Origin of the sequence: Nocardia anocheti, assembly GCF_029675105.1 — a bacterium.
Lineage (GTDB): Bacteria > Actinomycetota > Actinomycetes > Mycobacteriales > Mycobacteriaceae > Nocardia.
This window is the reverse complement of sequence record NZ_JAQQFV010000002.1, coordinates 649,265-675,491: the sequence shown is the minus strand read 5'-3', so window position 1 is coordinate 675,491 and position 26,227 is coordinate 649,265. Positions and strand designations below refer to the sequence as shown.

General features: G+C 69.8%; 23 protein-coding genes and 1 pseudogene. 18 read left to right on the top strand and 6 right to left on the bottom strand.

Translation table 11 applies throughout. The features are described from left to right. Nucleotides 1-73 precede the first annotated feature (73 nt). Nucleotides 74-835 carry an HAD-IIA family hydrolase gene (locus tag QC180_RS07120; protein ID WP_474646403.1) on the bottom strand — a complete coding sequence of 254 codons (762 nt, stop codon included), beginning with the start codon at nt 833-835 and terminating at the stop codon, nt 74-76. Nucleotides 836-987: 152 nt separating this feature from the next. On the opposite strand from QC180_RS07120, the gene fgd reads away from it, so the two are divergent. The 5 genes and pseudogenes from fgd to QC180_RS07095 all read left to right on the top strand — a co-directional run bounded on the left by fgd (nt 988) and on the right by QC180_RS07095 (nt 6,040). Continuing rightward, entirely contained in the window at nt 988-1,998 is a 1,011-nt protein-coding gene (gene fgd, locus QC180_RS07115; protein WP_278261793.1) for a glucose-6-phosphate dehydrogenase (coenzyme-F420), read from the top strand. A gap of 52 nt (nt 1,999-2,050) precedes the next feature. Further along, nucleotides 2,051-2,200 (top strand): annotated as a pseudogene (locus QC180_RS30215) (type II toxin-antitoxin system Phd/YefM family antitoxin); the annotation flags it as partial. A 98-nt stretch (nt 2,201-2,298) separates the two neighbouring features. Then, on the top strand, nt 2,299-2,697 hold the full coding sequence (locus QC180_RS07105) for a type II toxin-antitoxin system VapC family toxin (protein WP_278261791.1): 399 nt from the start codon (nt 2,299-2,301) through the stop codon (nt 2,695-2,697). A gap of 68 nt (nt 2,698-2,765) precedes the next feature. After that, complete coding sequence (pta, locus tag QC180_RS07100) at nt 2,766-4,844, top strand: phosphate acetyltransferase (RefSeq protein WP_278261790.1); 2,079 nt, start codon at nt 2,766-2,768, stop codon at nt 4,842-4,844. Next, nucleotides 4,841-6,040 carry an acetate kinase gene (locus QC180_RS07095; RefSeq protein ID WP_278261789.1) on the top strand — a complete coding sequence of 400 codons (1,200 nt, stop codon included), beginning with the start codon at nt 4,841-4,843 and terminating at the stop codon, nt 6,038-6,040. Before pta ends, QC180_RS07095 begins: the two co-directional genes overlap by 4 nt. Before the next feature lie 13 nt (nt 6,041-6,053). On the opposite strand, the gene QC180_RS07090 is transcribed toward QC180_RS07095, so the two are convergent. The 3 genes from QC180_RS07090 to QC180_RS07080 all read right to left on the bottom strand — a co-directional run bounded on the left by QC180_RS07090 (nt 6,054) and on the right by QC180_RS07080 (nt 10,921). After that, nucleotides 6,054-8,363, bottom strand: a complete 2,310-nt coding sequence (locus QC180_RS07090) for a serine/threonine-protein kinase (protein WP_474646402.1) — start codon at nt 8,361-8,363, stop codon at nt 6,054-6,056. Between the two features lie 117 nt (nt 8,364-8,480). Continuing rightward, nucleotides 8,481-9,443 carry a glutamate ABC transporter substrate-binding protein gene (locus tag QC180_RS07085; RefSeq protein ID WP_278261787.1) on the bottom strand — a complete coding sequence of 321 codons (963 nt, stop codon included), beginning with the start codon at nt 9,441-9,443 and terminating at the stop codon, nt 8,481-8,483. After that, on the bottom strand, nt 9,440-10,921 hold the full coding sequence (locus QC180_RS07080; protein ID WP_278261786.1) for a hypothetical protein: 1,482 nt from the start codon (nt 10,919-10,921) through the stop codon (nt 9,440-9,442). Before QC180_RS07080 ends, QC180_RS07085 begins: the two co-directional genes overlap by 4 nt. A gap of 133 nt (nt 10,922-11,054) precedes the next feature. Between QC180_RS07080 and QC180_RS07075 the strand changes: the two genes are divergently transcribed. Further along, nucleotides 11,055-11,690: an NUDIX domain-containing protein gene (locus tag QC180_RS07075; RefSeq protein WP_278261785.1), complete on the top strand. Its 636-nt coding sequence runs from the start codon at nt 11,055-11,057 to the stop codon at nt 11,688-11,690. Nucleotides 11,691-11,836: 146 nt separating this feature from the next. On the opposite strand, the gene thiE is transcribed toward QC180_RS07075, so the two are convergent. Continuing rightward, nucleotides 11,837-12,535: a thiamine phosphate synthase gene (gene thiE, locus QC180_RS07070; RefSeq protein ID WP_278261784.1), complete on the bottom strand. Its 699-nt coding sequence runs from the start codon at nt 12,533-12,535 to the stop codon at nt 11,837-11,839. 79 nt (nt 12,536-12,614) lie between these two features. Between thiE and thiO the strand changes: the two genes are divergently transcribed. From thiO to QC180_RS07040, 6 genes are all read left to right on the top strand, one after another. Continuing rightward, entirely contained in the window at nt 12,615-13,709 is a 1,095-nt protein-coding gene (gene thiO / locus QC180_RS07065; protein WP_278261783.1) for a glycine oxidase ThiO, read from the top strand. After that, complete coding sequence (thiS, locus tag QC180_RS07060) at nt 13,706-13,921, top strand: sulfur carrier protein ThiS (protein ID WP_278261782.1); 216 nt, start codon at nt 13,706-13,708, stop codon at nt 13,919-13,921. Before thiO ends, thiS begins: the two co-directional genes overlap by 4 nt. Beyond that, a complete protein-coding gene (thiG, locus tag QC180_RS07055) occupies nt 13,914-14,672 on the top strand; it encodes a thiazole synthase (protein ID WP_278261781.1) in 759 nt (252 codons plus the stop codon). Before thiS ends, thiG begins: the two co-directional genes overlap by 8 nt. A 93-nt stretch (nt 14,673-14,765) precedes the next feature. Continuing rightward, nucleotides 14,766-15,698, top strand: coding sequence for an ABC transporter ATP-binding protein (locus QC180_RS07050; protein WP_278261780.1), 933 nt, complete (start codon nt 14,766-14,768; stop codon nt 15,696-15,698). Continuing rightward, nucleotides 15,698-16,453 carry an ABC transporter permease gene (locus QC180_RS07045; RefSeq protein WP_278261779.1) on the top strand — a complete coding sequence of 252 codons (756 nt, stop codon included), beginning with the start codon at nt 15,698-15,700 and terminating at the stop codon, nt 16,451-16,453. Before QC180_RS07050 ends, QC180_RS07045 begins: the two co-directional genes overlap by 1 nt. A 196-nt stretch (nt 16,454-16,649) precedes the next feature. Next, nucleotides 16,650-17,516 (top strand): adenylate/guanylate cyclase domain-containing protein, encoded by an 867-nt coding sequence (locus QC180_RS07040; protein ID WP_474646401.1) that lies wholly within the window; start codon nt 16,650-16,652, stop codon nt 17,514-17,516. Between the two features lies 1 nt (nt 17,517). On the opposite strand, the gene QC180_RS07035 is transcribed toward QC180_RS07040, so the two are convergent. Next, the gene (locus tag QC180_RS07035; RefSeq protein ID WP_278261778.1) at nt 17,518-17,670 is read right to left on the bottom strand and encodes a hypothetical protein; all 153 of its coding nucleotides are present in this window, start codon (nt 17,668-17,670) and stop codon (nt 17,518-17,520) included. Between the two features lie 84 nt (nt 17,671-17,754). On the opposite strand from QC180_RS07035, the gene QC180_RS07030 reads away from it, so the two are divergent. From QC180_RS07030 to QC180_RS07005, 6 genes are all read left to right on the top strand, one after another. Further along, nucleotides 17,755-19,470: an acyclic terpene utilization AtuA family protein gene (locus tag QC180_RS07030; protein ID WP_278261777.1), complete on the top strand. Its 1,716-nt coding sequence runs from the start codon at nt 17,755-17,757 to the stop codon at nt 19,468-19,470. Beyond that, complete coding sequence (locus QC180_RS07025) at nt 19,467-20,618, top strand: acyl-CoA dehydrogenase family protein (protein ID WP_278261776.1); 1,152 nt, start codon at nt 19,467-19,469, stop codon at nt 20,616-20,618. Before QC180_RS07030 ends, QC180_RS07025 begins: the two co-directional genes overlap by 4 nt. Next, the gene (locus QC180_RS07020; protein ID WP_278261775.1) at nt 20,615-22,213 is read left to right on the top strand and encodes an acyl-CoA carboxylase subunit beta; all 1,599 of its coding nucleotides are present in this window, start codon (nt 20,615-20,617) and stop codon (nt 22,211-22,213) included. The genes QC180_RS07025 and QC180_RS07020 overlap by 4 nt, the downstream gene beginning before the upstream one ends. Before the next feature lie 11 nt (nt 22,214-22,224). Next, complete coding sequence (locus tag QC180_RS07015) at nt 22,225-24,219, top strand: acetyl/propionyl/methylcrotonyl-CoA carboxylase subunit alpha (RefSeq protein ID WP_278261774.1); 1,995 nt, start codon at nt 22,225-22,227, stop codon at nt 24,217-24,219. Next, nucleotides 24,216-25,376, top strand: a complete 1,161-nt coding sequence (locus QC180_RS07010) for an acyl-CoA dehydrogenase family protein (RefSeq protein WP_278261773.1) — start codon at nt 24,216-24,218, stop codon at nt 25,374-25,376. Before QC180_RS07015 ends, QC180_RS07010 begins: the two co-directional genes overlap by 4 nt. 64 nt (nt 25,377-25,440) lie before the next feature. Next, the gene (locus tag QC180_RS07005) at nt 25,441-26,223 is read left to right on the top strand and encodes an enoyl-CoA hydratase family protein (RefSeq protein ID WP_278261772.1); all 783 of its coding nucleotides are present in this window, start codon (nt 25,441-25,443) and stop codon (nt 26,221-26,223) included. Nucleotides 26,224-26,227 lie beyond the last annotated feature (4 nt).

The following is a 26,227-nucleotide window of genomic DNA, read 5'->3' as shown; positions in this document are numbered from 1 at the left end:
CTCCTCGGCTCGCTTTGGTTGCCATGGCAACTATAACTAGTGGACGAGGAAACTTATTCCGGTGAGAGCTAGCTCACAGCTCGGCGAAGGGCCTGCTGGTGCGGCCGACCAGGTCGGCGACGGAATCGACCACCATGGTCGGCCGGAAGGGGTAGGCCTCGACCGAGGACTTGGTGGAGATGCCCGAGGTGACCAGGACGGTGCGCAGGCCCGCTTCGAGTCCGGCGATGACGTCGGTGTCCATGCGGTCGCCGATCATCACGGTGCTCTGCGAGTGCGCGCCGATGCGGCGCAGGGCCGAGCGCATCATCAGCGGGTTGGGCTTGCCCACGTAGTAGGGGTCCTTGCCGGTGGCGCGGGTGATCAGGGCGGCGACCGAGCCGGTGGCGGGCAGCACGCCGTCGCGGGAGGGGCCGGTGGCGTCGGGATTGGTGGCGATGAACTTGGCGCCGCGGTCGACCAGGCGGATGGCGGTGGTGATGGCCTCGAAGGAGTAGGTGCGGGTCTCGCCGAGCACCACGTAGTCGGGGTCGACGTCGGTGAGCACGTAGCCGATCTCGTGCAGGGCGGTGGTGAGCCCGGACTCGCCCACCACGTAGGCGGTGCCGTTGGGGCGCTGTTCGTCGAGGAAGGTGGCGGTGGCCAGCGCGGAGGTCCAGATGGACTGTTCGGGGATGTCCAGGCCGGTCTGGCGCAGCCTGGCCTGCAGGTCGCGCGGGGTGCGGATGGAGTTGTTGGTGAGGACGAGGAACGGGATCTCGTTGGCGCGCAGCTCGGCGAGGAATTCGTCGGCGCCCGGGATCAGTTGGTCCTCGTGGACGAGTACACCGTCCATGTCGGTCAGGTACGACAAGATCTGCTCATCCTTGGCGGTCACCAGCTAATCATCCGCTAAACCCGGTCGCGGTGCTACCGGGCAGTCGGTACGCGTGTTGGTTAGTGTCGAGACGGCAGGGGCGCGACGAAGCGAAGACAGGAGTGGCTGAGATGGTTGATCTCAAGCTCGGATACAAGGCGTCGGCGGAACAGTTCGGACCGCGCGAGCTGGTCGAGCTGGCGGTGGCCGCCGAGGAACACGGTCTCGACAGCGCGACGGTCAGCGATCACTTCCAGCCCTGGCGCCACGAGGGCGGGCACGCGCCGTTCTCGCTGGCCTGGCTGGCCGCCACCGGTGAGCGCACCGAGCGCATCATGCTCGGCACCTCGGTGCTCACCCCGACCTTCCGCTACAACCCGGCGGTGATCGCCCAGGCGTTCGCCACCTTCGGCTGCCTGTACCCGGGACGCGTCATGCTCGGTGTCGGCACCGGCGAGGCGCTCAACGAGATCGCCACCGGTTACAAGGGCGAATGGCCCGATTTCAAGGAGCGTTTCGCCCGGCTGCGCGAATCGGTGCAGCTCATGCGCGCGCTGTGGACCGGTGACCGCGTCGATTTCGACGGCGAGTACTACCACACCGTGGGCGCCTCCATCTATGACGTGCCCAAGGGCGGCATCCCCGTCTACATCGCCGCGGGCGGCCCGGTCGTCGCGCGCTACGCGGGCCGTTCGGGTGACGGTTTCATCTGCACCTCCGGCAAGGGCATGGACCTCTACACCGAGAAGCTGCTGCCCGCCGTCGCCGAGGGCGCGGCCAAGGCCGAGCGCGATGTCGCCGGGATCGACAAGATGATCGAGATCAAGATCTCCTACGACACCGATCCCGAACTGGCCCTGCAGAACACGCGCTTCTGGGCGCCGCTGTCGCTGACGCCCGAGCAGAAGCACGACATCACCGACCCGATGGAGATGGAGGCCGCCGCCGACGCGCTGCCCATCGAGGAGGTCGCCAAGCGCTGGATCGTGGCCAGCGATCCCGACGAGGCCGTCGCCCAGATCAAGCCCTACCTCGACGCGGGCCTCAACCACCTGGTCTTCCACGCCCCCGGCCACGACCAGTTGCGCTTCCTGGACCTCTTCAAGCGCGACCTGGCTCCTCGCCTGCGCGCGCTGGGCTGAGGAGGCCACGCGTTCGTAGACATTCGTAGACAATGGCGCCTATCCTGGCACTATGAAGTCGATCAGCGTCGGCGAGCTGCGCCAGAACCCCACCGAGATGATCGCCGATGTGGAATCCGGCGAGGTCTACGAGCTCACCCGGCACAACAACCGGGTGGGCTACATCGTCCCGGCTGTCAGCTCCACCGAGATCATCCCGCGAGCGGTGGCGGGCGGCGCGCACACGCGCAGCATCGCCCGTCACCGGCTGCGCACCGCCGCGTCCATCGACGAGCTCCTCGACGCCGAGAAGGGCGAGTGGTGAGGGCCTATTACCTCGACAGTTCGGTCGCGATCAGGATCATCCTGGGTCACTCCATCGACGCTGCCGAGTGGTTCGACACGACCACGGCCGACCGCGACAGCCGGATCGTCTCCTCGCGGTTGTTGCGCACCGAGATCACGCGGGTGCTACGCCGGGAGGGCCTGCCTGCGCTGGATCGTGGCTTGATCACCGACTACATCGATACCATTCCGGTCGATCACGCGGTCCTGAACGAGGCCGAGGCGATCATCTCGCACATCAAAACGCTCGACGCCATTCATCTGGCATCCGCCCTGCGCAGTGGTCTGGAGGATCTCACGGTGGTCACTCATGACAAGACGATGGCCACCGTCGCCGGTGACCTCGGGTTCAAGGTCTACGACCCGGTGCGCTGAACCGGCCGAACCTGGTCGAACACCACACCGCCCGGCCGAATCGCCATCGATTAACTAAGCTCGCCAGCATGGTCGAACATGCGCCGTCCACCGTGTACATCGCTTCCCCGGAAGGTGACACCGGTAAATCCACCGTGGCGCTGGGCGTGCTGCAGATGCTGTGCGCGACCACCGCGCGGGTCGGCGTGTTCCGCCCGATCACCCGTTCCTCGGCCGAGACCGACTACATCCTCGAACTGCTGCTCGAGCACAGCACCGCCGATATCGGCTACGAGCAGGCCGTCGGCGTCAGCTACGAGGACGTGCACCGCGACCCCGACGCCGCGATCAGCGAGATCGTCATGCGCTTCCACGATGTCGCCAAGGCGTGCGACGCGGTGGTGATCGTCGGCAGCGACTACACCGATGTCGCGAGCCCCAGCGAACTACGCTTCAACGCCCGCATCGCGGTGAACCTCGGCGCGCCCGTGCTGCTGGTGGTGCGCGGCGCCGAGCGCACGCCCGCCGAGGTCAAGCACCTGGTGGAGTTGTGTTCCGGCGAGCTGGCCGGTGAGCACGCCCAGCTCGTCGCGGTGGTCGCCAACCGCTGCGCGCCCGACGACATCGACGAGATCGGTGCCGCACTGGCCGATTCCGAGGTGCCCTCCTGGACGCTGCCGGAGGTGCCGCTGCTGATGGCGCCGACCATGGGCGAACTGTGCGGGGCCATCGACGGCGAGATCTACAGCGGCGACCCGGAACTGCTGCAACGCGAGGCCCTGCGGATCATGGTCGGCGGCATGACCGCCGAGCACATCCTCGAGCGCCTGTCCGACGGCGTGGTGGTGATCGCCCCCGGCGACCGCTCCGACGTGCTGCTCAGCGTGGTGAACGCCCATGAGGCGGCGGGCTTTCCGTCGCTGGCCGGGGTGATCATGAACGGTGGCATCCGCCCGCATCCGGCCATCGCCCGGCTGATGGAGGGCCTGCACCCCAAGCTGCCGATCCTCACCACCGAACTCGGCACCTACGACACCGCCAGCGCCGTGCACCGCACGCGCGGACGGATGTGGGCGGGCAGCCCACTCAAGGTCGACACCGCGCTGGCCCTGATGGAACAGCGCGTCGACGCGCCCGCCCTGCTCGAACGCATCCAGGTCCCGGCCTCGAATGTGGTGACCCCACAGATGTTCGAGTACCGGCTCATCGACCGCGCGCGCGGCGACCGCAAGCGCATCGTGCTGCCCGAGGGCGACGACGACCGCATCCTGCGCGCCGCGGGCCGGGTGCTCCAGCGCAAGATCGCCGACCTCACGATCCTCGGTGACGAGACCGCCGTGCGCGCCCGCGCCGCCGAACTCGGCGTCGACATCGAGGCCGCGCAGGTGCTCGACCCGCGCACCTCCGGCTACCTCGACGAATTCGCCGCCGAGTACACCGAACTGCGCAAGCACAAGGGCATGACGCTCGAGCGCGCCCGCGAAACCATGGCCGACATCTCCTATTTCGGCACCATGATGGTCTACAAGGGCATCGCCGACGGCATGGTCTCCGGCGCCGCGCACACCACCGCGCACACCATCCGGCCCTCCTTCGAGATCATCAAGACGGTGCCGGGCGTCTCCACGGTGTCGAGCGTGTTCCTGATGTGCCTGGCCGACCGGGTACTCGCCTACGGCGACTGCGCCGTGGTGCCCGACCCCACCTCCGAGCAGCTCGCCGACATCGCGGTGTCCTCGGCCGAGACCGCCGCCCGCTTCGGCATCGAGCCCCGGGTGGCCATGCTGTCGTACTCCACCGGCGCCTCGGGCACCGGTGCCGATGTCGACAAGGTGCGCGCCGCCACCGAACTGGTGCGCGAGCGTTCACCGGAACTGCCGGTGGAGGGCCCGATCCAGTACGACGCGGCGATCGAGCCCGCCGTCGCCAGCACCAAGCTGCCGAACTCCACGGTGGCGGGCAAGGCCACGGTGTTCGTCTTCCCCGACCTCAACACCGGCAACAACACCTACAAGGCGGTGCAGCGCAGCGCGGGCGCCGTGGCGATCGGCCCGGTGCTGCAGGGTCTGCGCAAGCCGGTCAACGATCTGTCGCGCGGCGCGCTGGTCGCCGACATCGTCAACACCGTGGCGATCACCGCCATCCAGGCGCAGGGGGATCCGGCATGAGCGACTTGGTCTTGGTCCTGAACTGTGGGTCGTCGTCGATCAAATATCAGCTGCTGCACGCGGATTCGGCGCAGGTCCGCGCGTCCGGTCTGGTGGAGAAGATCGGTGAGGCGCACGGCGGACGCGTCGTGCACGAGTGCGGTGACCAGAAGCTGGTGCACGAGGGTCCGATCGCGGATCATCGCGCCGGGCTGCGTCAGGCGTTCGAGATGTTCCGCGACACCGGCATCGACCTGACCACCGCCGGGATCGGCGCGGTCGGACACCGGGTCGTGCACGGTGGCGAGGTGTTCTGGCAGCCGACGCTGATCACCGACGAGGTGCTCGACACCATCCGCGATCTGTCCCGGCTCGCGCCGCTGCACAATCCGGCCAATGCCATCGGCATCGAGTCGACCAGCGAACTGCTGCCCGGCATTCCGGAGGTGGCGGTGTTCGACACCGCGTTCTTCCACACCCTGCCCGAGGCGGCCCGCACCTACGCGCTGGACGCGAAACTGGCTGCCGCGCACGGTGTCCGCCGCTACGGCTTCCACGGCACCTCGCACCAGTACGTCTCGGAGAAGGCCGCGCAATTCCTCGGCCGCCCGTACGGGGAGCTGAACCAGATCGTCTTCCACCTCGGCAACGGCGCCTCGGCCTCGGCCGTGCGCGGCGGCGTCGCGGTCGATACCACCATGGGCATGACCCCGCTCGAGGGCCTGGTCATGGGCACCCGCCCCGGCGACCTCGACCCCGGCATCATGCCGCATCTGATGCACGCCGCCGGGCTGGATCTGCCCGCCGTGGAGCAGCTGCTCAATCGCGATTCCGGGATCAAGGGCCTGTCCGGCGTCAACGATTTCCGGGAACTCCAGCAGCTCATCGACAATGGTGACGCCCAGGCGAAGCTGGCCTTCGACGTCTACATCCACCGCCTGCGCCGCTACCTCGGCGCCTACCTGGTGGAGCTGGGCCGAGTCGACGCCGTGGTCTTCACCGCCGGTGTCGGCGAGAACAGTCCGGCCGTGCGCGCCGCCGCCCTGGCCGACCTCCAGAACCTCGGCATCGAGATCGACCCCGAGCGCAACGAGACGCGGACGCCGGGCGCGCGCCGTATCTCGCCGGACTCGGCGCCGGTCGCGGTGCTGGTGGTGCCCACCAACGAGGAACTCGCCATCGCCCGCGCGGCCCACGAATTGGTCAGCGGCGCTTAGTGTTCCGTCGGTCTCAGAACCAGGACTTCGGGCGTAGCGAGTTGGCCAGGTCGACCAGCGCGTAGCGGTGGGCGCGGCCGGGGGCGTTGCGGGCCAGGGCGCGTAGGCCCTTCTCGGTGCCGTCGCGCAGGTCGCGTTCGTCGAAGGGGCGGCCGAAGAGCTTGGCGTCCTTACGTTTCGGGGTGTTGCCCGCGCCCAGCCAGGCCAGCGCGGTGCCCTGGACGAGGGTGCGCATGAGGATGGCGCGGTGCTCGCCGGGCGGGATGGATTGGGCGCGGGAGGCGGCCAGGCGCAGCACCTGTTCGTCGAGCTCGGCGACGGGAGCGCTGGTGAGCAGCAACAGGATCGCGGTGGTCTGGGCGGTGGTGAAGTGCCGGGACGCGGCGGGCACCTCGTCGAGCGCGTGCACCGCCTCGCCCACCTGACCCGCCACCGCCAGCTGTCTGGCCAGGCCGAAGGCGGCGCTCACCACGGCGCGATCGGTGCGCCACACGGTGGCGTAATAGCGTTCGGCGAATGAGCGCCACTGTTCGGGCGCGTCGGTTTCCCAGTGTTGCAGAATCAGTTCCGCGGTGGCGGCCAGTGCCAGCTTGGGGGCGATCTCGCCGGGCAGGACCCGCAGCACCGCCTCGAAGGCACCGAAGGCCGCCTCGTAGTCCAGTTCGAGCAGATAGGCCAGACCGGTGAACCAGTCGGTGCGCCAGTCGGATTCGTTGGGCACGCGGTCGAGCAGATGCAGGACGGCGGCCGACTCGCCGAGTTCCAGCCGGGCCCGCGCCTCGGCGTAGAGCAGTTCGCCCGCCAGCGTATCCGGTGCGTTGTCGGGATCGGCCTCGGCGCGCTCGCGCGCGTCGTGCAGGGCCTCGAGGACGCGTTCGGGTTCCGGGTTGGCGGTGGCGGCCAGCAGCGGCGCGGACGGGTCGGCGGGGTCGATGAGCGGAATCGGCAGGGCGGCGACGACAGTGCCGGAGTCCAGCAGCGGGGAGCGGCCGACGCCGTCGAGGTAGGCGTCGGTCTGGCTGATCAGTTCCTCGGTGCCGAAACTGGTCCGCTGGGGACTGAAGACTGTGGACAGCTGGGGATGTTCGCTACCGGTGTCGTAGGCGAGGATCTCGCGCAGCACACCCGCGAGCTGCGCCGACATGGCGCGCGCCGTCGGAAAGCGTTGCGCCGGATCGAGTTCGGTGGCGGTGAGCAGGAAGCGGTGGAAGAACTCGTAGCGCGCCAGCAGCGGCTCGTCGGCGGGGTCGGGGATGCCGTCGAGGTAGCGGCCGTGCTCGCTGGGCAGGTCGAGGGTGAGCGCGGCCAGGGTGCGCCCGACGGTGTAGATGTCGGAGGCGGGGGTCGGGCCGGTGCGCGCGATCTCGGGTGCCTGGAAACCCTTGGTGCCGTAGAGGTTTCCGTAGGCTTCGATGGTGGCGACCGCGCCCAGGTCGATGAGCTTCACCTGGTCCTCGGTGACCATCACATTGTCGGGCTTGAGATCGTTGTAGGTCAGGCCGATGGAATGCAGGTGGTCGAGCGCGGGCAGGATCTCGAGCACGTAGGCGATGGCCTCGGCCAGCGGCATCTGCTCCCCGCGCGGACGGGCGTCGAGGATGTCGCGCAGCGAATGCCCGCCCACGTACTCCATCACGATGTAGCCGATACTCGAGCCGTCCGGGGCGGTGTGCTCGACGAAGTTGTGGATCTTGACGATGCTCGGGTGCGCCACCTCGGCCAGGAACTGCCGCTCGGCGACCGCCACCGCCTGCGCCTCGGCGTCACCGGCGTGCAGCAGGCCCTTGAGCACCACCCAGCGGTCGCTCACATTGCGGTCGATGGCCAGATAGATCCAGCCCAGCCCGCCGTGCGCGATACAGCCCTGGATCTCGTACTGCCCGGCGACCATATCGCCCTCGTGCAGTGACGGACGGAAATCGTAAGCGGCGCCGCAGGTCTCGCACACACCGCTGGAACTCGCGGCGCGCGCCGGGGTGGAGCGGCCGACCGGATTCGCGCAGCGCCAGCAGAACCGCCTGCCCTCGGAGACCACCGGATCGGCGAGGACCGCGTCGCGCGGGTCGGCGGGGGTGACGGTCGGGATCGGCACCAGGCCCGCGCCCAGTCGCCGGGTCGGCCGCGAGCGGGCGGTGCGCACGCTGCGCCCGGAACGGGAGGTGGCGACCGGCTCGGACACCCACGAACCCTGGGTGGCGGCCGGGCCGCTCGGTGGGGTCGGCCGGGCGGCGATCTCGGTGACGGCGTGCGAGGGCAGCTTGGGCAGCGGCTGGGTCTCGTCGTCGGCGGGTGGGTCGTCGGGTTCGGGGGTCTCGGGCGGCAGGGTCCAGCCGCCGGGCAGGGTGCCGGGGCGGGGGCGTTCGGTCAGTTGTGTCGGCTCGCGCCGGGACAGCTCGGTGGGGGTGTGTTCGGCGGGGTCGTCCTGCGTACTCATCGGCGATCAGTCCTGGTACGTGGGGGCGGGTGGGGTCGGCGGGTCGCCCAGGGAGGCGAGCCAGCGCCGGTGGATGCGCGTCCAGGTGCCGTCGTTGCGGATGCGCTCGAGCGTGGCGTTGACGAAGCGCACCAGATCGTCGTCGCCCTTGGGGATACCGATCCCGTACGGCTCGGCGCTGATGCTGCCGCCGACCACCTCGGTGTAGGGGTCCTGCGCGGCCAGTCCGGCCAGGATGGAGTCGTCGGTGCTCACGGCGTCGACCTGACGTTGCTGCAACACGACCAGGCAGTCGGCCCAGGTGGGCACGGTGAGGATGGTGGCGGCGGGCTGGTCGCGGCGGATGTGGTCGAGCGAGGTGGTGCCGCGCGCCACGCAGACCCGCTTGCCCGCCAGATCGGCCAGGCCGTTGATGCCGGAGTTCTTCACCGCCAGCACCCGCTGGTCGGCGCGCAGGTACACCGTGGAGAACGCGACGCGCTGGCGGCGTTCGCAGGTGATCGTCATGGTCTTGGCGATCAGGTCCACGGTGTGGTCCTGCAGGGCGCGTTCGCGTTCTTCCGAAGCGAGACTGCGGTATTCGATGAGGTCGGGGTCGCCGAGCAGGTCGCGGGCGATCTCGCGGGCGATGTCGGCGTCGAAGCCGACGATGCGGCCGGTGAGCGGGTCGCGGAAGCTGAACAGGTTGCTGCCCGCGTCCAGCCCGACCACCAGGCGCCCGCGCGCGCGGATGGCCTCGATGGTGGGTCCGCTCGCGGTGCTGGGGCGCAGGCTGGCGGTGGGGTCGCCGCACTGTTCGCCGCCGCGCGGCGGGACGGGAGTGTCGGTGCCGACGGGAATCGCCTTGGCGGGCAACGGCGGTTCGGAGTACACGCCGCGTTCGTCGGGTGCCGGGGTGCTGTCGGAACAGCCGCCGACCAGCGCCGCCGTCGCCAGGGCCAGCGCCGCCAGGGCGCGCGCGGGCCTCATCGGTACTCCCGCAGCCGGGGCCACAGGCCGAGACCGACGCAGACCGCGCCCGCGATGCCGAGGATCATGGCGCCGGGCGCCAGGAACGACAGCACGTCGACGGCCTGGGAAACCTTGGAGCGCAAGGTGTCACGGGTCGCGGCGGAGGCTTCGTCGAGGGCCCGGTCGAGCGCGTCGACCTGGGCGGTGGCGTCGGCGGCACCGGGGCCGGTGGCGACCGCGGCCGCGCCGGTGAAATCGCCGCGCTCGAGGGTGTCGTTCATGCGGTCGTGGGCGGACTGCCAGCGGGTGAGCGCGGCGCGGGCGTCGGCGACCTCGGGGCGGGCGGGGGCGTCGTCGGGATAGCCGTCGAGCAGTTCGATCAGGCGCGTCGCGTTGACCTCGAAGGTGCGGTCGTAGTCGCCGGTGGCGTCGCGGCGCACCAGCTTCACCATTTCGGCGGACCTGGCCTGCTGCACCAGGATTCGGCTCTCGGCCAGCCGCGCCGCCGGAACCGCGCCCTCGTCGCGACAGCGGATCATCGCCACCGCCGACAGCGAGCCCGCCGCCACCGTCCACAGCAGCGTCAGCGCGAGCGCGGCCGTGCCGAGCAGCAGGCCCATGTTGAAGAAGCGACGCGAGCGCCGGGCCAGCTCCACCTGCACCCAGACCAGGGCGCCGAGGGTGAGCACGAGCAGCACGATCGCGGGCCACGGCGGCTGCACGTGTCGGTGCTGGGCCGCGGTCACCGCGTCCATGCGGTGGCTCTCGAGCTCCTCGGCCATCGGCAGCAGCGTGGTCTGCATCTGGTGCGAGGCCTCGCTGAGGTAGGCCGCGCCGACCGGATACCCGTTGCGGTTGTTGGCGCGCGCGGTCTCGATCAGGCCGGTGTAGACGGGCAGGCCGGTGGCGATGCCGGTGCGCAGGCGCCGGTCGGTGCCGCTGGGGTCGGCCGCCTCCTCGGCGGAGATGTGCCCGGCCTGGGTGACCAGCTCGGCCGCGGCCTCGCCGACGGCCTGGGTGTAGCGGTCGCGCACCGCCTGTGGTTCCAGGCCACCGGCGATGAAGGCGGTGCCCGCGGCGGCGTCGGCGATGGAGAGCGAGGTGTAGAGGTGGTTGGCCGAGTGGGCGTCGGGTTCGGTGTCGTCGAGTAGTACGCCCAGAGCTTGCTGGCGATCGCGCACGATGGTGGAAGTCACCGCGCCAGCGGTGACGCACAGGGCCATCAGGATGAGTCCGGCGGCCACCAGACGGCCCGGCGAGGACTGCACGAAGCTGCGCATCCTGGCCGGATGGAACTGCGCGCGCAGGGCCGCGACGTCGGGCGCGGGCGGTCGCTCGGTGACGATGGCCGGTCGCCGCAGGCCCGCGCGGCGGCCACCGGAACCGGCGGGCGCGGGTGTCTTCGTGGGCGTCTTACCCGCCGCTGCCTGCGCGGACGGGGCCGGACGCACGGCCGCCACCTCGGTCGAGGCAGTACGGTTCCCCGGTTCGACCACCGTTCACCTCCCCGACTCGTCCGCGCAGCGTTGCTATAGCGGAGTTTATTGTTGTCCTACCGGCGGCGCAGCCTCTCAGACACCCCCGAAGCGGTTGCTGAACGGCTGCTACGGACACAGAGAGTAGTGACTTATGCGCGGTGACGGGGACGGCTGGTCGAACAGTCCCGGCGGGGTTCGGCATTGGGGCAAGTTCGGCGCGGCCGGGTTGCTGTTGCGCGCGCCGCTGCCTGCCGGTGGGTCGGCGGTGCTGCTGCAACATCGCGCGCCGTGGAGTCATCAGGGCGGCACCTGGGCGATTCCCGGCGGCGCCAGGGACTCGCACGAGTCCGCCGAGCACGCCGCCGTCCGCGAGGCCGAGGAGGAGGCGGGGATCACCGCCGACCTGCTGCGGGTGCGCGCCCAGCGACTCACCATGACGGCGCCGAGTGGCTGGACCTATGTCACGGTCGTCGCTGACGCCGCGTCCCCGCTGGCCACCGTCGCCAACAAGGAGAGCGACGAGCTCGCGTGGGTCCCGGAGAACGAGGTCACCGACCGTCCGCTGCACCCCGGGTTCGCCGAAGCCTGGCGCACCCTGCGCGCGGTCCCGCTGCGCGTGGAGACCCCCGACGCCGAACTCGCCGCCGCCCTGCCCCGCACCGTCTACCTCGCCGACCAGGGCTTCTACTGGCTACACACGGCCCTCGACGGTCCCGGCGCCGAGGTCGTCCTGGACGCCGACCCGGCGACCGGCCCTCTCCTGACCCGCGCGGACATCCTGTCCTGAGGTCTTGCCCCACACCCCGCGACCGGGTCGCGCCCGGTGTCAGCCGCGGGTCCGGTGAACAGCCGCTCGAACCTCGCCCGCGCGATCCGGCCCCCAGCCGGAATCTCTTGGTCCGGGGGTAGCGATGGGCCGCTCAGCGAATGCGGTCAGTTCGCGGCGAGCAGCGCGGTCTTGAGCTCGCGGGCCGCGGCCTCGGGATCGGCGGCCTCGGTGATGGCTCGCACCACGACGACGCGGCGGGCGCCCGCTTGCAGGACCTCCGGGAGCCGGGCGAGGTCCACCCCGCCGATGGCGAACCAGGGCAGCGTCGGGTGAGCGTCGGCCGTGGAGCGGATGAAGTCGACCCCCGCCGCCTGACGGCCCGGCTTGGTGGGGGTGGTCCAGATCGGGCCGGTGCAGAAGTAGTCGAGATGGCCGTCGATGGCCGCGATGCCCGCCTGATTGCGGTTGTGCGTGGACCGGCCGATCACCACCTCGGGGCCGAGGATGCGCCGCGCGTAGGCGGGCGGCAGGTCGCCCTGGCCCAGATGCAGCACGTCGGCGCCCGAGGCCAGCGCGATATCGGCGCGGTCGTTCACCGCCAGCAGCGCGCCGTGACGCCGGGTCGCCGCCTTGATCTCGGCCAGCGCGCCGAGCTCGGCCTTGGCCTCGAGCGGGCCGAACTCGGCCTCACCGGGCGACCCCTTGTCACGCAACTGGACGATGTCCACGCCACCGGCGAGCGCGGCGTCGACGAACCTGGCCAGATCACCCTTTTCCCGGCGCGCGTCGGTGCACAGATACAGCAGTGCGCTCGACAGGCGCTCCCTGGGCGGGACGGAACGATTCGGATGGGAGGGCTGCACGGTGTCGACGGTAGTCGCGCTACCGTGGGGATGCGAACGCCATGGCGGGCGACAGGCGGAAAAAGACAGGTGGAACGTGATGCGGACTCTGGCGGTCGTGGGTGGCGGCGCCGTCGGACTCGCCGTCGCCTGGCGGGCCGCGCGGGCGGGTTGGACGGTCACCGTCTTCGATCCCGCGCCCGGTTCCGGCGCCTCTTTCGTCGCCGGGGGCATGCTCGCGCCGCTGTCGGAGGGCTGGCCGGGGGAGGACCGCGTCCTCGGCTTCGGCGCCGCCGCCCTGGACGCCTGGCCCGCCTTCGCCGAACAGCTTCGCGCGGTCACCGGTGAATCGGTCTTCGTCGCCGACGAGACCCTGACCGTCGCCCTGGACGCCGCCGACGCCGCCGACCTGCGCACCGTCGCGGACTGGCTCGCCGGATTCGGCCACGACCTGCGCGTGCTCGACCGCGCCGGAGTCCGCGCCATCGAGCCCGCCCTGGCCCGCACCGTGCGCGCCGGTCTGCTGGCCACGACCGAACCCGCCATCGACAACCGCCGCGTCCTGCGGGCTCTGCTGACGGCGTGTACGTCGGCCGGGGTCGAGATCCGCACCGAAACCGTTGCCGCCCTGGAAGATCTGCCGCACGATCGGGTGGTGCTCGCCGCCGGTGCGCACTCCGCCGACCTGTGGCCCGGCCTGCCGGTGCGCCCGGTGAAGGGCGAGATCCTGCGGCTGCGGCGCCGTCCCGGCGTGAGCGCGCCGCCGCGCCGGGTCATCCGGGCCAGGGTGCACGGTCGACAGGTCTACCTGGTGCCCCGCGAGGACGGAATCGTCCTGGGCGCAACGCAATACGAAGCCGGACATGACACCACCGTCACCGTCGGCGGGGTCCGCGACCTGATCGCCGACGCCGAGGCCGTCCTGCCCGGCATCGCCGAATACGAACTGGCCGAGGCGAACGCGGGCTCGCGCCCGTCCACCCCGGACAATCTGCCCCTGCTCGGCGCGCTCGACGAGCGCGTCGTGGCCGCCACCGGACACGGCCGCAACGGCATGCTCACCCTGGCGATCACCGCCGAGCTGGTGCCCGCGCTGCTCGACGGACAGACGCCCGCCGTCGCCGAAGCCGTGTCCCCCCACCGTTTTCCGGCATCACCGATGCCTTCGCTGTCGTCCCCAGGAGGAGTTCGATGACCTCGACCATTCCGATCGGCATCACCGTCAACGGTGCCGATCACGAGTTCGCCGAGCCGCTCAGCATTCGCGAACTGCTGACCCGGCTCGAATTGCCCTGCCAGGGTGTCGCCGTGGCCGTCGACGGCGCGGTCTTCCCGAAATCGCGCTGGGACGAGCCCGTCGGACGCGGCTGGAACATCGAGGTGCTCACGGCGGTTCAGGGTGGCTGAGCAGGGTTTGCGCATCGCCGACAAGGAGTTCGGCTCGCGCCTGATCATGGGCACCGGCGGCGCCGAGAACCTCGCCGTGCTCGAGGAGGCGCTGGTCGCCTCGGGTACCGAGCTCACTACCGTCGCGATGCGCCGCGTCGACGCGGTGGGCGGCACGGGCGTGCTCGATCTGCTGAAGCGTCTCGACATCACCCCGCTGCCCAATACCGCGGGTTGTCGCACCGCCGCCGAGGCCGTGCTCACCGCGCAGCTGGCCCGCGAGGCCCTCGACACCAACTGGGTCAAGCTCGAGGTCGTCGCCGACGACCGCACCCTGCTGCCCGACCCGATCGAGCTGCTCGACGCCGCCGAACAGCTGGTCGACGACGGTTTCGTCGTGCTGCCCTACACCACCGACGATCCCATCCTGGCCCGCAGGCTGGAGGAGGCGGGTTGCGCGGCGGTCATGCCGCTGGGCTCGCCGATCGGCACCGGGCTGGGCATCGGCAATCCGCACAACATCGAGATGATCGTCGGCGCCGCGAACGTGCCGGTCATCCTGGACGCGGGCATCGGCACCGCCAGCGATGCCGCGCTGGCCATGGAACTGGGCTGCTCGGCGGTCCTTTTGGCGACCGCGGTGACCAGGGCGCGCGAGCCCCGGCTGATGGCCGAGGCGATGGCCGCCGGGGTGCGGGCGGGATATCTGGCCAGGCAGGGCGGTCGCATCCCCAAGCGGTTCTGGGCTCAGGCGTCCTCCCCGGCGCGGTAGTCCCTTCCTCGGGGTCGGGTCATCCTCGAGGATGACCCGACTCGCGACCTCACGGCGACGCGCTCGCCATCTTCGTCCGGCAAGCTGGGGCCCATGATCGAGCTGAAGGGCCTGACGAAGCAATTCGGCCAGACCGTCGCGGTGCAGGACCTCTCGTTCACCGTCCAGCCTGGACTGGTGACCGGGTTCCTCGGACCCAACGGTGCCGGTAAATCGACGACCATGCGGATGATCCTGGGGCTGGACAAGCCCACCTCGGGCACCGCGCTGATCGGCGGCAAGCATTACCACGACCTGGAACGCCCGCTGACGCAGGTCGGCGCGCTCCTGGACGCCAAGTGGGTGCATCCGAACCGCTCGGCGCGCGCGCACCTGGAGTGGCTGGCCGCCGCCAACGACCTGCCGAAGTCCCGGGTGGAGGAGGTCCTGCGCCTGGTCGGCCTCTCCGAGGTCGCCAACAAGAACGCGGGCGGGTTCTCGCTGGGTATGTCGCAGCGGCTCGGCCTGGCGGGCGCGCTGCTGGGTGATCCGAAGGTGCTGCTGTTCGACGAGCCGGTCAACGGGCTCGACCCCGAGGGCATCCTGTGGATCCGCCGGTTCATGCAGCGCCTGGCCGGGGAGGGTCGCACGGTGCTGGTGTCGAGTCATCTGCTCTCGGAGATGGCCCAGACCGCCGAGCACCTGATCGTCATCGGGCGGGGTCAGCTCATCGCCGACACCACCACCAAGGACTTCATCGACCGCGCCTCCGAGCAGTCGGTTCGCGTGCGCAGCCCGCAGCTAGACCAGCTGCGCAGCCTGCTCACCTCGCACGGCATGACGGTGCGCGAGGAAGGCGACAACGCCCTGATCGTGGCCGGTGTGTCCAGTGACGAGGTCGGCAAGGTGGCGGGCACCAACAACGTCACGCTCTACGAGCTCGCGCCGCAGCAGGCCTCGCTCGAGGAAGCGTTCATGCGGATGACCGGCGGCGCGGTGGAGTACCACGGCGAAGGTCTCGACCAGGTGATGGGAGGTGCGCTCTGATGGGCGTGCTCGCTGCGGAACGAATCAAACTCACCTCGACCCGGTCGCCCTGGTGGTGCTCGGCGGTGGTGGTGCTGCTCGGCATCGGCTTCGCCGTGCTGATGTCGCTGATCACCAATATCGACGCCGAGCCGGGGCAGGGCCCGCCGCCGCTCACCCCGGCGCTGGCCGCATCCGGCGTGACCGGTTTCGGCGTGATGGTCCTGATGATCATGGCCGCGCTGACGGTCACCAGCGAATACCGCTTCGGCGTCATCCGATCCAGCTTCCTCGCGGTACCGAACCGGTCGAAGGTGATCTCGTCCAAGGCCGGTCTGGTCGGCGTGTACGCCGCCGTGCTGACCGGTGTGCTGGCGTTGGTCGCCTTCGCGGTGGCCAAGCTGATCGTCGGTGACGACGCCCCCGGCCTGGTGCTCGAAGGCAACTGGCGCGAGATCTACGGCATTCCGATCTACGCCCTGCTCGGGGCGATCCTGGCGATCGGTGTCGGTGTGCTGGTCCGGCAGTCGGCCGCGGCCATCTCGCTGATCGTGCTCTGGCCGCTGCTCATCGAGAGTCTGCTCGGAGCCTTCGGCAGCTTCGGCCGCAACGTCACCCCGTTCTTGCCCTTCGCCAACATCAACCGCTTCCTGACCGCCGAGGAAGTGTCCGGCAACTGGCACTGGGGCGTGTGGGGCAGCCTGATCTACTTCACTGTGTTCGTGGCGATCGTGTTCGGCGCGGCCCTCGTGGTCGTCAACCAGCGCGACGCCTGACAGACGAGCCCGGGCGGCCCTCGCAACGGCCCGGGCTCCCCTCCGACGGCCGCTGCCCGGCTGTCGGAGGCACGATCGCCGGTCCGCTGGACACAAACAGCGGACCGGCGGTTGTCGTTGCGTGAGATACCCTCGTGGCGTGAGTGAAACGCCTTCTGGCGGGGCGGATCCGCGACCGCACGACAAGGTCCCGGAGGTGGTCATCCCGTTGGAGCCGATCGAGACCGACGAGACCCTCCCCACGGCGGGAACCGACGCCGCGCGGGCTGCTCGCAGGCGTGTCCAGATCTCCTCGAAACTACAGGCGGCCAACCGGCGCGCCGATGTCATCGGGGCCGTGCGCAAGGCCAGGCAGCAGCTGCCCGGTGACCCCTCCTTCGGCGATCCGCTCTCGGTCTCCGGACCCGGTGGGGCCAGGGCCGTGGCCCGGGTCGCGGACAAGATCGTCGGCGGCACGCCCACCGCGGCCAGGGAGATCGGCTTCGGCGCCCTCCAGGTCTGGCAGGCGGCCCTGGAACGCCTCGGCCGCGGGCGCGGCACCGAGGAGGTGACCATCGTGTTCACCGACCTGGTCGCCTTCTCCAGCTGGTCGCTGGCCGCGGGTGACGAACGCACCCTCGAACTGCTGCGCAAGGTCGCCAGGGCGATCGAGCCGCCGATCGCCGAGCGCGGCGGTCAGGTGGTCAAGCGCATGGGTGACGGCCTGATGGCGGTGTTCTCCTCGCCCGATCGCGCGGTCCGCGCGGCACTGGCCGCCCGGCGCAATCTCGCGCACGTCGAGGTCGAGGGCTACAAACCCCGCATGCGCGTCGGCCTGCACACCGGCTCGCCGCGCGAGATCGGCGGCGACTGGCTCGGCGTCGACGTCAATATCGCCGCCAGGATGATGGAGGCGGGCGGCAACGGCAACATGATGCTGTCCAGTACCACCCTGGAGGCGCTGCGCCCGGACACGCTCGCCGAACTGGGCGCCACCGTCAAGCCCTACAAACGCAACTTCTGGGCCGCGCCGCTCAACGGCGTCCCCGAGGACGTGCGCATCTTCAAACTCACCGCACCCTGAGTCACAGCCACAGCAGCGCGCCCACGGCCGCCATGACCGCGGCCACCAGCAGGGCGACGGAGAGCTGACGGTTGGTCTTCCAGGTGGTGTAGGCGCCGCCCAGCAGGAAACCGGTGAGGGCGAACAGCAGGATCACCGCAGTGGAGTTGGACATGCTCCCATCTTGCCTGGTCGATTGCCCGCAATTAACAAGCACGCTTGCTTGCTTTTTTTCTGAACCGATGTGATCCTGGACCGCATGAGTCCACTCTCGGCCGACCCCGACCTGATCCGGATCGGCAACTGCTCCGGCTTCTACGGTGACCGGCTCAGCGCCATGCGCGAGATGCTCGAAGGTGGGCAGCTCGACGTGCTGACCGGCGACTACCTCGCCGAACTCACCATGCTCATCCTCGGCCGCGACCGGATGAAGGACCCGAGCCTCGGCTACGCCAAGACCTTCGTCCGACAGATCGAGGACTGCCTCGGCCTCGCGCTCGAACGCAAGGTCCAGATCGTCACCAACGCGGGCGGCCTGAACCCGGCCGGGCTCGCGGAGCGGTTGCGCAAGGTCGCCGCCGATCTCGGCCTGGACGCCAAGATCGCCCACGTCGAGGGCGACGACCTGGTCGGCCGCGCCGCCGAGCTCGACCTGGGTCAGCCGCTCACGGCGAATGCCTACCTCGGCGCGTGGGGCATCGTCGAGTGCCTGAACTCCGGCGCCGACATCGTCGTCACCGGACGGGTCACCGACGCCTCGGTCATCGTCGGCCCGGCCGCCGCCCACTTCGGTTGGGGCCGCGCCGATTACGACGCGCTGGCGGGTGCCGTCGCCGCCGGACACGTGATCGAATGCTCCACCCAGGCCACCGGCGGCAACTTCGCCTTCTTCACCGAACTCGGCGAGCTGGGCCGCCCCGGCTTCCCGATCGCCGAGATCCGCCGCGACGGCTCCAGCGTCATCACCAAGCACGCGGGCACCGGTGGCGCGGTCACCGTCGACACGGTCGAAGCCCAGCTCATGTACGAGATCCAGGGCGCCCGCTACGCCGGTCCCGACGTCACCACGCGTCTGGACAGCATCACCCTCGAGCAGGAGGGCCCGGATCGGGTGCTGATCAGCGGTGTCACCGGTGAGGCACCGCCGCCGCAACTCAAGGTCTCGCTCAACACCCTCGGCGGCTTCCGCAACGAGATGGAGTTCATCCTCACCGGACTCGACATCGAGGCCAAGGCCGCGCTGGCGCAGCGTCAGCTGGAAGCCTGGCTGCCGGACAAGCCCGCCGAACTCACCTGGACCCTGGCCCGCCTGGATCGCCCCGACGCCGAGACCGAGGAACAGGCCAGCGCGCTGCTGCGCTGCATCGTGCGCGACCCCGACCCGAACAAGGTCGGACGCGGATTCTCCAGTGTCGCGGTGGAATTGGCGCTGGCCAGCTACCCCGGCGCGACCTTCACCTCGCTGCCGGGCAACGGCTCGCCCTACGGCGTGTTCACGCCCGGCTTCGTCGACGCGCACGAGGTGCCCCACATCGCCGTGCTCGCCGACGGCACCCGCGTCGATATCGCGCCCGCCACCGAAACCGCTGTGCTGGAACCGGTTCCGGAACCCGAGCTGCCCGCCGCGCCCGCCCCGTCGGAGACCACCCGCGTGCCGCTGGGCACTATCGCGCTGGCCCGTAGTGGCGACAAGGGCGGCGACGCGAATATCGGCGTCTGGGTGCGCACCGACGCGCAATGGCAGTGGCTCGTGCACACCCTCACGGTGGAAAAGCTCCAGGAGCTGCTGCCGGAGACGGCCGCGCTGACCGTCACCCGCACAGTGCTGCCGAATCTGCGCGCGGTCAACTTCATCATTTCCGGCCTGCTCGGCAAGGGCGTCGCCTACCAGGCGCGTTTCGACCCGCAGGCCAAGGGGCTCGGCGAATGGCTGCGCTCCCGCCACCTAGAGATGCCGACGGAGCTGCTCGCATGACATCTGTTTGGGATACCCCGGAACGTAAAGAGCTGCGCGCCACCGTGCGCGGGTTCGTCGAGCGGGAGATCCTGCCCGACCTCGACACCTGGGAACGTGAGGGCGAACTGCCGCGCGAACTGCACAAGAAGGCGGGCGAACTCGGGCTGCTCGGTATCGAGTACCCCGAATTCGCCGGTGGCGAGGGCGGTTCGGCCATCGACGGCGTGATCGTCGGCGAGGAGTTCCACTACGCGGGCGCCTCCGGCGGCACCTGGGCCTCGCTGTTCACCTGCGGGATCTCCCTGCCGCACATCATCGCCTCCGGCAACGAGGAGCAGATCGAGAAGTGGGTCAAGCCGACGCTGGCCGGTGACCTGATCGGCTCGCTCGCCATCACCGAGCCCGGCGGCGGCTCCGATGTCGGCCACCTCACCACCTCGGCGGTGCGCGACGGCGACGACTTCGTCATCAACGGCGCCAAGACCTTCATCACCTCGGCCTGTCGCGCGGACTTCATCGTCACCGCGGTGCGCACCGGTGGATCGGGCGCGGCGGGAGTCTCGCTGATCATCGTGCCCACCGACACACCGGGTTTCGAGGTGACGCGCAAGCTGGAGAAGATGGGCTGGCTGGCCTCCGATACCGGTGAGCTGTCCTACACCGACGTGCGGGTGCCCGCGAGCAACCTGGTCGGCGCGGAGAACTCCGGCTTCGCCCAGATCGCCAACGCCTTCGTCAGCGAACGGGTGGGCCTGGCCGTGCAGGCGTACTCGATGGCCCAGCGCGCCCTCGACCTCACCCTCGAGTGGACCCGCAACCGCGAGACCTTCGGCCGCCCGCTGATCAGCCGCCAGTCGGTCCAGATGACCCTCACCGAGATGGCGCGACGCGTCGACCTGGCCCGCGTCTACACCCGCTCGCTGGTCGAGCGCGTCGAGAACGGCGAACAGGGGCTGATCGCCGAGGTCTGCTTCGCCAAGAACACCGCTGTCGAAACCGTCGAGTGGGTCGCCAACCAGGCCGTCCAGCTGCACGGCGGCATGGGCTACATGCGCGAATCCGAAGTCGAGCGCATCTACCGCGACATCCGCATCATCGGCATCGGCGGCGGCACCAACGAGATCCTGACCATGCTGGCGTCGAAAGTATTGGGGTACCAGTCGTGACGACCTTCCGTTCCACCCTCGACCCCGCGTCCGAGGAGTACACCGCGGCCGCCGAGGCCATGACGACCAAGCTCGCCGAGATCGAGGGCGAGTTCGCCAAGGCGATCGCCGGTGGCGGGCCCGAGAAGGTGGCCCGGCATCACAAGCGCGGTAAGCTGACCGCGCGCGAGCGCATCGAGCTGCTGCTCGACGAGGACTCGCCGTTCCTCGAACTGTGCCCGCTGGCCGCCTGGGGCAGTGACTTCCATGTGGGCGCCTCCACGATCGCCGGGATCGGCATCGTGGAGGGTGTCGAGTGCATGATCGTCGCGCCCGACCCGACCGTGCGCGGTGGCACCTCGAACCCGTGGACGCTACGGAAGACCTTGCGCATCAACGACATCGTGCGCGAGAACCGGCTGCCGGTGATCTCGCTGGTGGAGTCCGGTGGCGCCGATCTGCCGACGCAGAAGGAAGTCTTCATCCCGGGCGGCGCGATGTTCCGCGACCTGACCCAGGCGTCGGCGGCCGGAATCCCCACCATCTCCCTGGTTTTCGGCAACTCCACCGCCGGTGGCGCCTACATCCCGGGTATGTCCGACTATGTGGTGATGGTCAAGGAGGGCGCGAAGGTCTTCCTGGCCGGACCGCCGCTGGTGAAGATGGCCACCGGTGAGGACTCCGACGACGAGACCCTCGGCGGTGCCGAGATGCACGCGCGCACTTCGGGTCTGGCCGACTACATGGCCGCCGACGAACAGGACGCCATCCGCATCGGCCGCAATATCGTGCGCAGGCTGAACTGGAAGAAGCAGGGCCCCGAGCCGCGCGCCGAGGTCATCTCGCCGCTCTACGATCCCGAGGAACTGCTCGGCATCGTGCCCTCGGACCTGAAGATCCCGTTCGACCCGCGCGAGGTCATCGCCCGCGTGGTCGACGGCTCGGACTTCGACGAGTTCAAGCCGCTCTACGGTTCCAGCCTGGTCACCGGCTGGGCCGAGATCAACGGTTACCCGATCGGCATCCTGGCCAACGCGCGCGGTGTGCTGTTCTCCGAGGAATCGCAGAAGGCCACCCAGTTCATCCAGCTGGCGAACAAGAAGAACACGCCACTGTTGTTCCTGCACAACACCACCGGCTACATGGTCGGCAAGGAGTACGAGCACGGCGGCATCATCAAGCACGGCGCGATGATGATCAACGCGGTCGCCAACTCCAAGGTGCCGCACATCTCGCTGCTCATGGGCGCCTCCTACGGCGCGGGCCACTACGGCATGTGCGGGCGCGCGTTCAACCCGCGCTTCCTGTTCGCCTGGCCCAGCGCCAAGTCGGCCGTGATGGGTGGCGCGCAGCTCGGTGGGGTGCTCACCATCGTGCAGCGCGGTGCCGCCGAGGCCAAGGGCCTGCCTTTCGACGAGGAGGCCGCCGCCGGGCTGGCCGCCATGGTGGAGTCGCAGATCGAGGCCGAGGCCATGCCGATGTTCCTGTCGGGCAGGCTCTTCGACGACGGCATCATCGACCCCCGTGACACCCGCACCGTGCTGGGAATGGCCCTGTCGGCCATCCACAACGCACCGATCCAGGGCGCCGAGGGCTTCGGCGTCTTCCGAATGTGAGGCGCGACCACATGGCTATCACCAATGTTCTTGTCGCCAACCGTGGTGAGATCGCGCGTCGCGTGTTCGCCACCTGCCGTCGGATGGGCATCGGCACCACCGCCGTCTACTCCGACGCGGATGCCGCGGCGCCGCACGTGTCCGAGGCCGACGCCGCCATCCGGCTGCCCGGCAACACCCCCGCCGAGACCTACCTGCGCGGTGAGCTGATCATCGAGGCGGCGCTGTCGGCCGGTGCCGACGCCATCCATCCCGGCTACGGATTCCTCTCGGAGAACGCCGAATTCGCGCGAGCGGTGCTCGACGCCGGGCTCGTGTGGATCGGCCCGCCGGTCGCGGCCATCGAGCAGATGGGCTCCAAGGTCGAGTCCAAGAAGATGATGGACGCCGCGGGGGTGCCGGTGCTGGCCGAGCTGGACCCGGCCGAGGTCACCGAGGCGCACCTGCCGGTGCTGATCAAGGCGTCGGCAGGTGGTGGCGGTCGCGGTATGCGCGTGGTGCGCGAGCTGGGCGAGTTGCAGGATCAGATCGCCGCCGCCCGCCGCGAGGCCGAATCAGCCTTCGGCGACCCGACCGTGTTCTGCGAGCGCTATCTCGAGACCGGCCGTCACATCGAAGTGCAGGTCATGTCGGACACTTTCGGCAAGACCTGGGCGGTGGGCGAGCGCGAGTGCTCGATCCAGCGTCGGCACCAGAAGGTGGTGGAGGAAGCCCCGTCGCCGCTGGTCGAGAAGATCGACGGCATGCGTGATCGCCTGTTCGAGGCGGCCCGGTTGGCGGCCGAGGCCATCGGTTACGAGGGTGCTGGCACCGTCGAGTTCCTGGCCGACGAGAAGGGTGACTTCTTCTTCCTGGAGATGAACACCCGTCTCCAGGTGGAACATCCGGTCACCGAGCAGACCACCGGCCTGGACCTCGTCCGCCTGCAATTGCAGGTCGCGTCGGGCCTGCCGCTGCCCGCGACCCAGCCCGCCCTGCGCGGCCACTCGATCGAGGTCCGCCTCTACGCCGAGGACCCCGCCCACGATTGGCAGCCGCAGAGCGGACCGGTCCACAAGATCGAGATTCCGTTCACCGCCGGTGAATTCACCGTGCTCGACCAGCCGGGCGTACGCCTGGACACCGGCGTGGTGGACGACTCGGTCGTCGGCGTGCACTACGACCCGATGCTGGCCAAGGTCATCTCCTACGCCGAAACCCGTGCGGAGGCAGCGCATCTGCTCGCCACCGCCTTGCAGCGCGCCAAGATCCACGGCCTGGTCACCAACCGCGACCTGCTCGTGCGGGTGCTGCGGCACCCGGCCTTCCTGGCGGGCGACACCGACACCGCCTTCTTCGTCACCCACGACCTGGCCGCGTTGTCGGCGCCGCTGGCCTCCGAGGCCGACGAAGCCTTGTCGATCATCGCTGCCGCCCTGGCGGATTCGGCCGCGAACCACGCGTCCAGCCGCTTCACCCGGCTGGCACCCAGTGGCTGGCGCAACCTGGCCTCGCTGCCACAGACCAAGTCCTACGAGAGCCGCACCTCCGGCACGCACGAGGTGCGCTACCGCTTCACCCGCACCGGCGTACAGGTCGAGGGCCACGACGGCCTCGAGCTGATCTCGGCGACACCCGAACGCGTTGTGCTGGCGGTGCCCGGCGAACGCGGCCCGGTGCGCAGGCAGTTCGAGATCGCCCGCTACGGCGACCTCGTCGCGGTGGACTCCCCGCTCGGCCCGGTGGCCGTGCGCAGGCTGCCGCGCTTCACCGACCCGTCCGAGCAGGTGGCGGCCGGTTCGCTGCTGGCACCCATGCCGGGCAGCGTGATCCGGCTCGGTGCCGCCGAGGGCGACCAGGTGACCCAGGGCCAGCCCATCCTGTGGCTCGAGGCCATGAAGATGGAACACACCATCGCCGCGCCCGCCACCGGCGTCCTCAGCGCACTCAATGTGACCGTCGGCCAGCAGGTCGAGGTCGGAACCGTCCTCGCGGTGGTCGAGGAAGAAGAGCAGGAGCAGGCATGACGTTCATCGAAACCGAAGAGCAGACCGCGCTGCGGGCGGCGGTCGCGTCGCTGGCGGCCAAGTACAACTACCGCGACTACGTGCTGCCGCTCTCGCGCAAGAACGAGCCGCTCACCGAACTGTGGGACGAGGCGGGCAAGCTCGGTTTCCTCGGCGTGAACCTGCCCGAGGAGTTCGGCGGCGGTGGCGCTGGCATGTACGAGCTGGCGCTGGTGCAGGAAGAGCTCTCCGCCCAGGGCGCCGGTCTGCTGCTCATGGTGGTCTCCCCGGCCATCTGCGGCACCATCATCACCAAGTACGGCACCGACGCGCAGAAGCAGAGCTGGCTGCCCAAGCTCTCCGACGGTTCGGCCAAGATGGTCTTCGCCATCACCGAGCCCGACGCGGGTTCCAACTCGCACCAGATCACCACCACCGCCCGCCGCGACGGTGACGACTGGATCCTCAACGGCCGCAAGATCTTCATCTCCGGTGTCGATCAGGCCGAGGCCATCCTGGTGGTCTCGCGCACCGAGGACCACAAGACCGGCAAGCTCAAGCCCGCGCTGTTCATCGTGCCGGTGGACGCGCCCGGCCTGGTGAAGAACGTCCAGGAGATGGACGTCATCGAGCCGGACAACCAGTACACCCTCTTCTTCGACGACGTGCGCCTGCCCGCCGACGCCCTCGTCGGCTCCGAGGACGCCGCCCTGGCCCAGCTGTTCGCGGGTCTGAACCCCGAGCGCATCATGGGCTCGGCCATGGCCATCGGCCTGGGCCGCTATGCCATCGATCGCGCGGTGGAATACGCCAAGGAGCGCACCGTCTGGAAGACCCCGATCGGCGCGCACCAGGGCATCTCACACCCGCTGGCGCAGATCAAGATCGAGCTGGAACTGGCCAAGCTGATGATGCAGAAGGCCGCCACGCTCTACGACCAGGGCGACGAGTTCGGTGCCGCCGAGGCCGCCAACATGGCCAAGTACGCGGCGGCCGAGGCCAGCATCAAGGCACTGGACCAGGCCATCCAGACCCACGGTGGCTCGGGCCTGACCAAGGAGGTCGGCCTGTCGGCCATGCTGCAGGCGGCGCGCATCATGCGCATCGCCCCGGTGAGCCGCGAGATGATCCTCAACTTCGTCTCGCAGCACTCGCTCGGCCTGCCGCGCTCGTACTAGTCCCGAAGGTGGCCGCCCCGGTGGTGGGGCGGCCACCTCTCCTCCCGGATGAACAGGAGTCCCGATGAGTGACGTGACGGAAGCACCGTTCGTCCGTTACGAGGTCGTCGACGGGTTCGCCACGTTGACCTTCGATTCCCCGCACAACCGCAACGCGCTCTCGTCCAAGCTGGTGCGTGAGCTGCTGGCCGGGCTGGACGCGGCGAACACCGATCCGGCCGTGCGCGGCATCGTCCTCGCGCACACCGGCGATACGTTCTGCGCCGGTGCCGACCTCAAGGAGGCCAGCACCGCCGACCCGGCGACGGCGGCCGATCAGCGCACCCGGGTGATGATCGACGTGCTGCGCGGCATCCTCGCCTCGCCCAAGCCGGTCGTCGCGCGGATCGACGGCAATGTCCGCGCCGGGGGCATGGGCATCATCGGTGCCTGCGACCTCGTCGTGGCGGGGCCGGGCAGCAGTTTCGCGCTCACCGAGGTACGCATCGGGATGGCGCCGTTCATGATCTCGCTCACCCTGGTGCCGCGCATGGACCAGCGCTCGGCGAGCCGCTACTTCCTCACCGGCGAGAAGTTCGACGCGGCCACCGCGCGGGAGATCGGGCTGGTCACCGTGGCGGCCACCGATGCCGCCGCCGAGGTGAAACGCCTGTGTGGCGAGCTGCGCAAGGGGTCGCCGCAGGGGCTGGCGGAGTCCAAGCGGCTGGTCAACTCGGTGCTGCTGGCGCGCTTCGACGCCGAGGCCGAGGAGCTCGCGCGGCGCTCGGCGGGGTTCTTCGGCACCCCCGAGGTGATCGAGGGCATGACGGCCTTCTTCCAGAAGCGTCCGCCCAGCTGGGCACAATAGTCCG

Excerpts from the sequence above, each read along its gene's own strand:
- QC180_RS07120 (WP_474646403.1), bottom strand. The coding sequence starts at position 835 with ATGGACGGTGTACTCGTCCACGAGGACCAACTGATCCCGGGCGCCGAC.
- fgd (WP_278261793.1), top strand. The coding sequence starts at position 988 with ATGGTTGATCTCAAGCTCGGATACAAGGCGTCGGCGGAACAGTTCGGA.
- pta (WP_278261790.1), top strand. The coding sequence starts at position 2,766 with ATGGTCGAACATGCGCCGTCCACCGTGTACATCGCTTCCCCGGAAGGT.
- QC180_RS07095 (WP_278261789.1), top strand. The coding sequence starts at position 4,841 with ATGAGCGACTTGGTCTTGGTCCTGAACTGTGGGTCGTCGTCGATCAAA.
- QC180_RS07085 (WP_278261787.1), bottom strand. The coding sequence starts at position 9,443 with ATGAGGCCCGCGCGCGCCCTGGCGGCGCTGGCCCTGGCGACGGCGGCG.
- QC180_RS07075 (WP_278261785.1), top strand. The coding sequence starts at position 11,055 with ATGCGCGGTGACGGGGACGGCTGGTCGAACAGTCCCGGCGGGGTTCGG.
- thiO (WP_278261783.1), top strand. The coding sequence starts at position 12,615 with ATGCGGACTCTGGCGGTCGTGGGTGGCGGCGCCGTCGGACTCGCCGTC.
- thiS (WP_278261782.1), top strand. The coding sequence starts at position 13,706 with ATGACCTCGACCATTCCGATCGGCATCACCGTCAACGGTGCCGATCAC.
- QC180_RS07050 (WP_278261780.1), top strand. The coding sequence starts at position 14,766 with ATGATCGAGCTGAAGGGCCTGACGAAGCAATTCGGCCAGACCGTCGCG.
- QC180_RS07045 (WP_278261779.1), top strand. The coding sequence starts at position 15,698 with ATGGGCGTGCTCGCTGCGGAACGAATCAAACTCACCTCGACCCGGTCG.
- QC180_RS07035 (WP_278261778.1), bottom strand. The coding sequence starts at position 17,670 with ATGTCCAACTCCACTGCGGTGATCCTGCTGTTCGCCCTCACCGGTTTC.
- QC180_RS07030 (WP_278261777.1), top strand. The coding sequence starts at position 17,755 with ATGAGTCCACTCTCGGCCGACCCCGACCTGATCCGGATCGGCAACTGC.
- QC180_RS07025 (WP_278261776.1), top strand. The coding sequence starts at position 19,467 with ATGACATCTGTTTGGGATACCCCGGAACGTAAAGAGCTGCGCGCCACC.
- QC180_RS07015 (WP_278261774.1), top strand. The coding sequence starts at position 22,225 with ATGGCTATCACCAATGTTCTTGTCGCCAACCGTGGTGAGATCGCGCGT.
- QC180_RS07010 (WP_278261773.1), top strand. The coding sequence starts at position 24,216 with ATGACGTTCATCGAAACCGAAGAGCAGACCGCGCTGCGGGCGGCGGTC.
- QC180_RS07005 (WP_278261772.1), top strand. The coding sequence starts at position 25,441 with ATGAGTGACGTGACGGAAGCACCGTTCGTCCGTTACGAGGTCGTCGAC.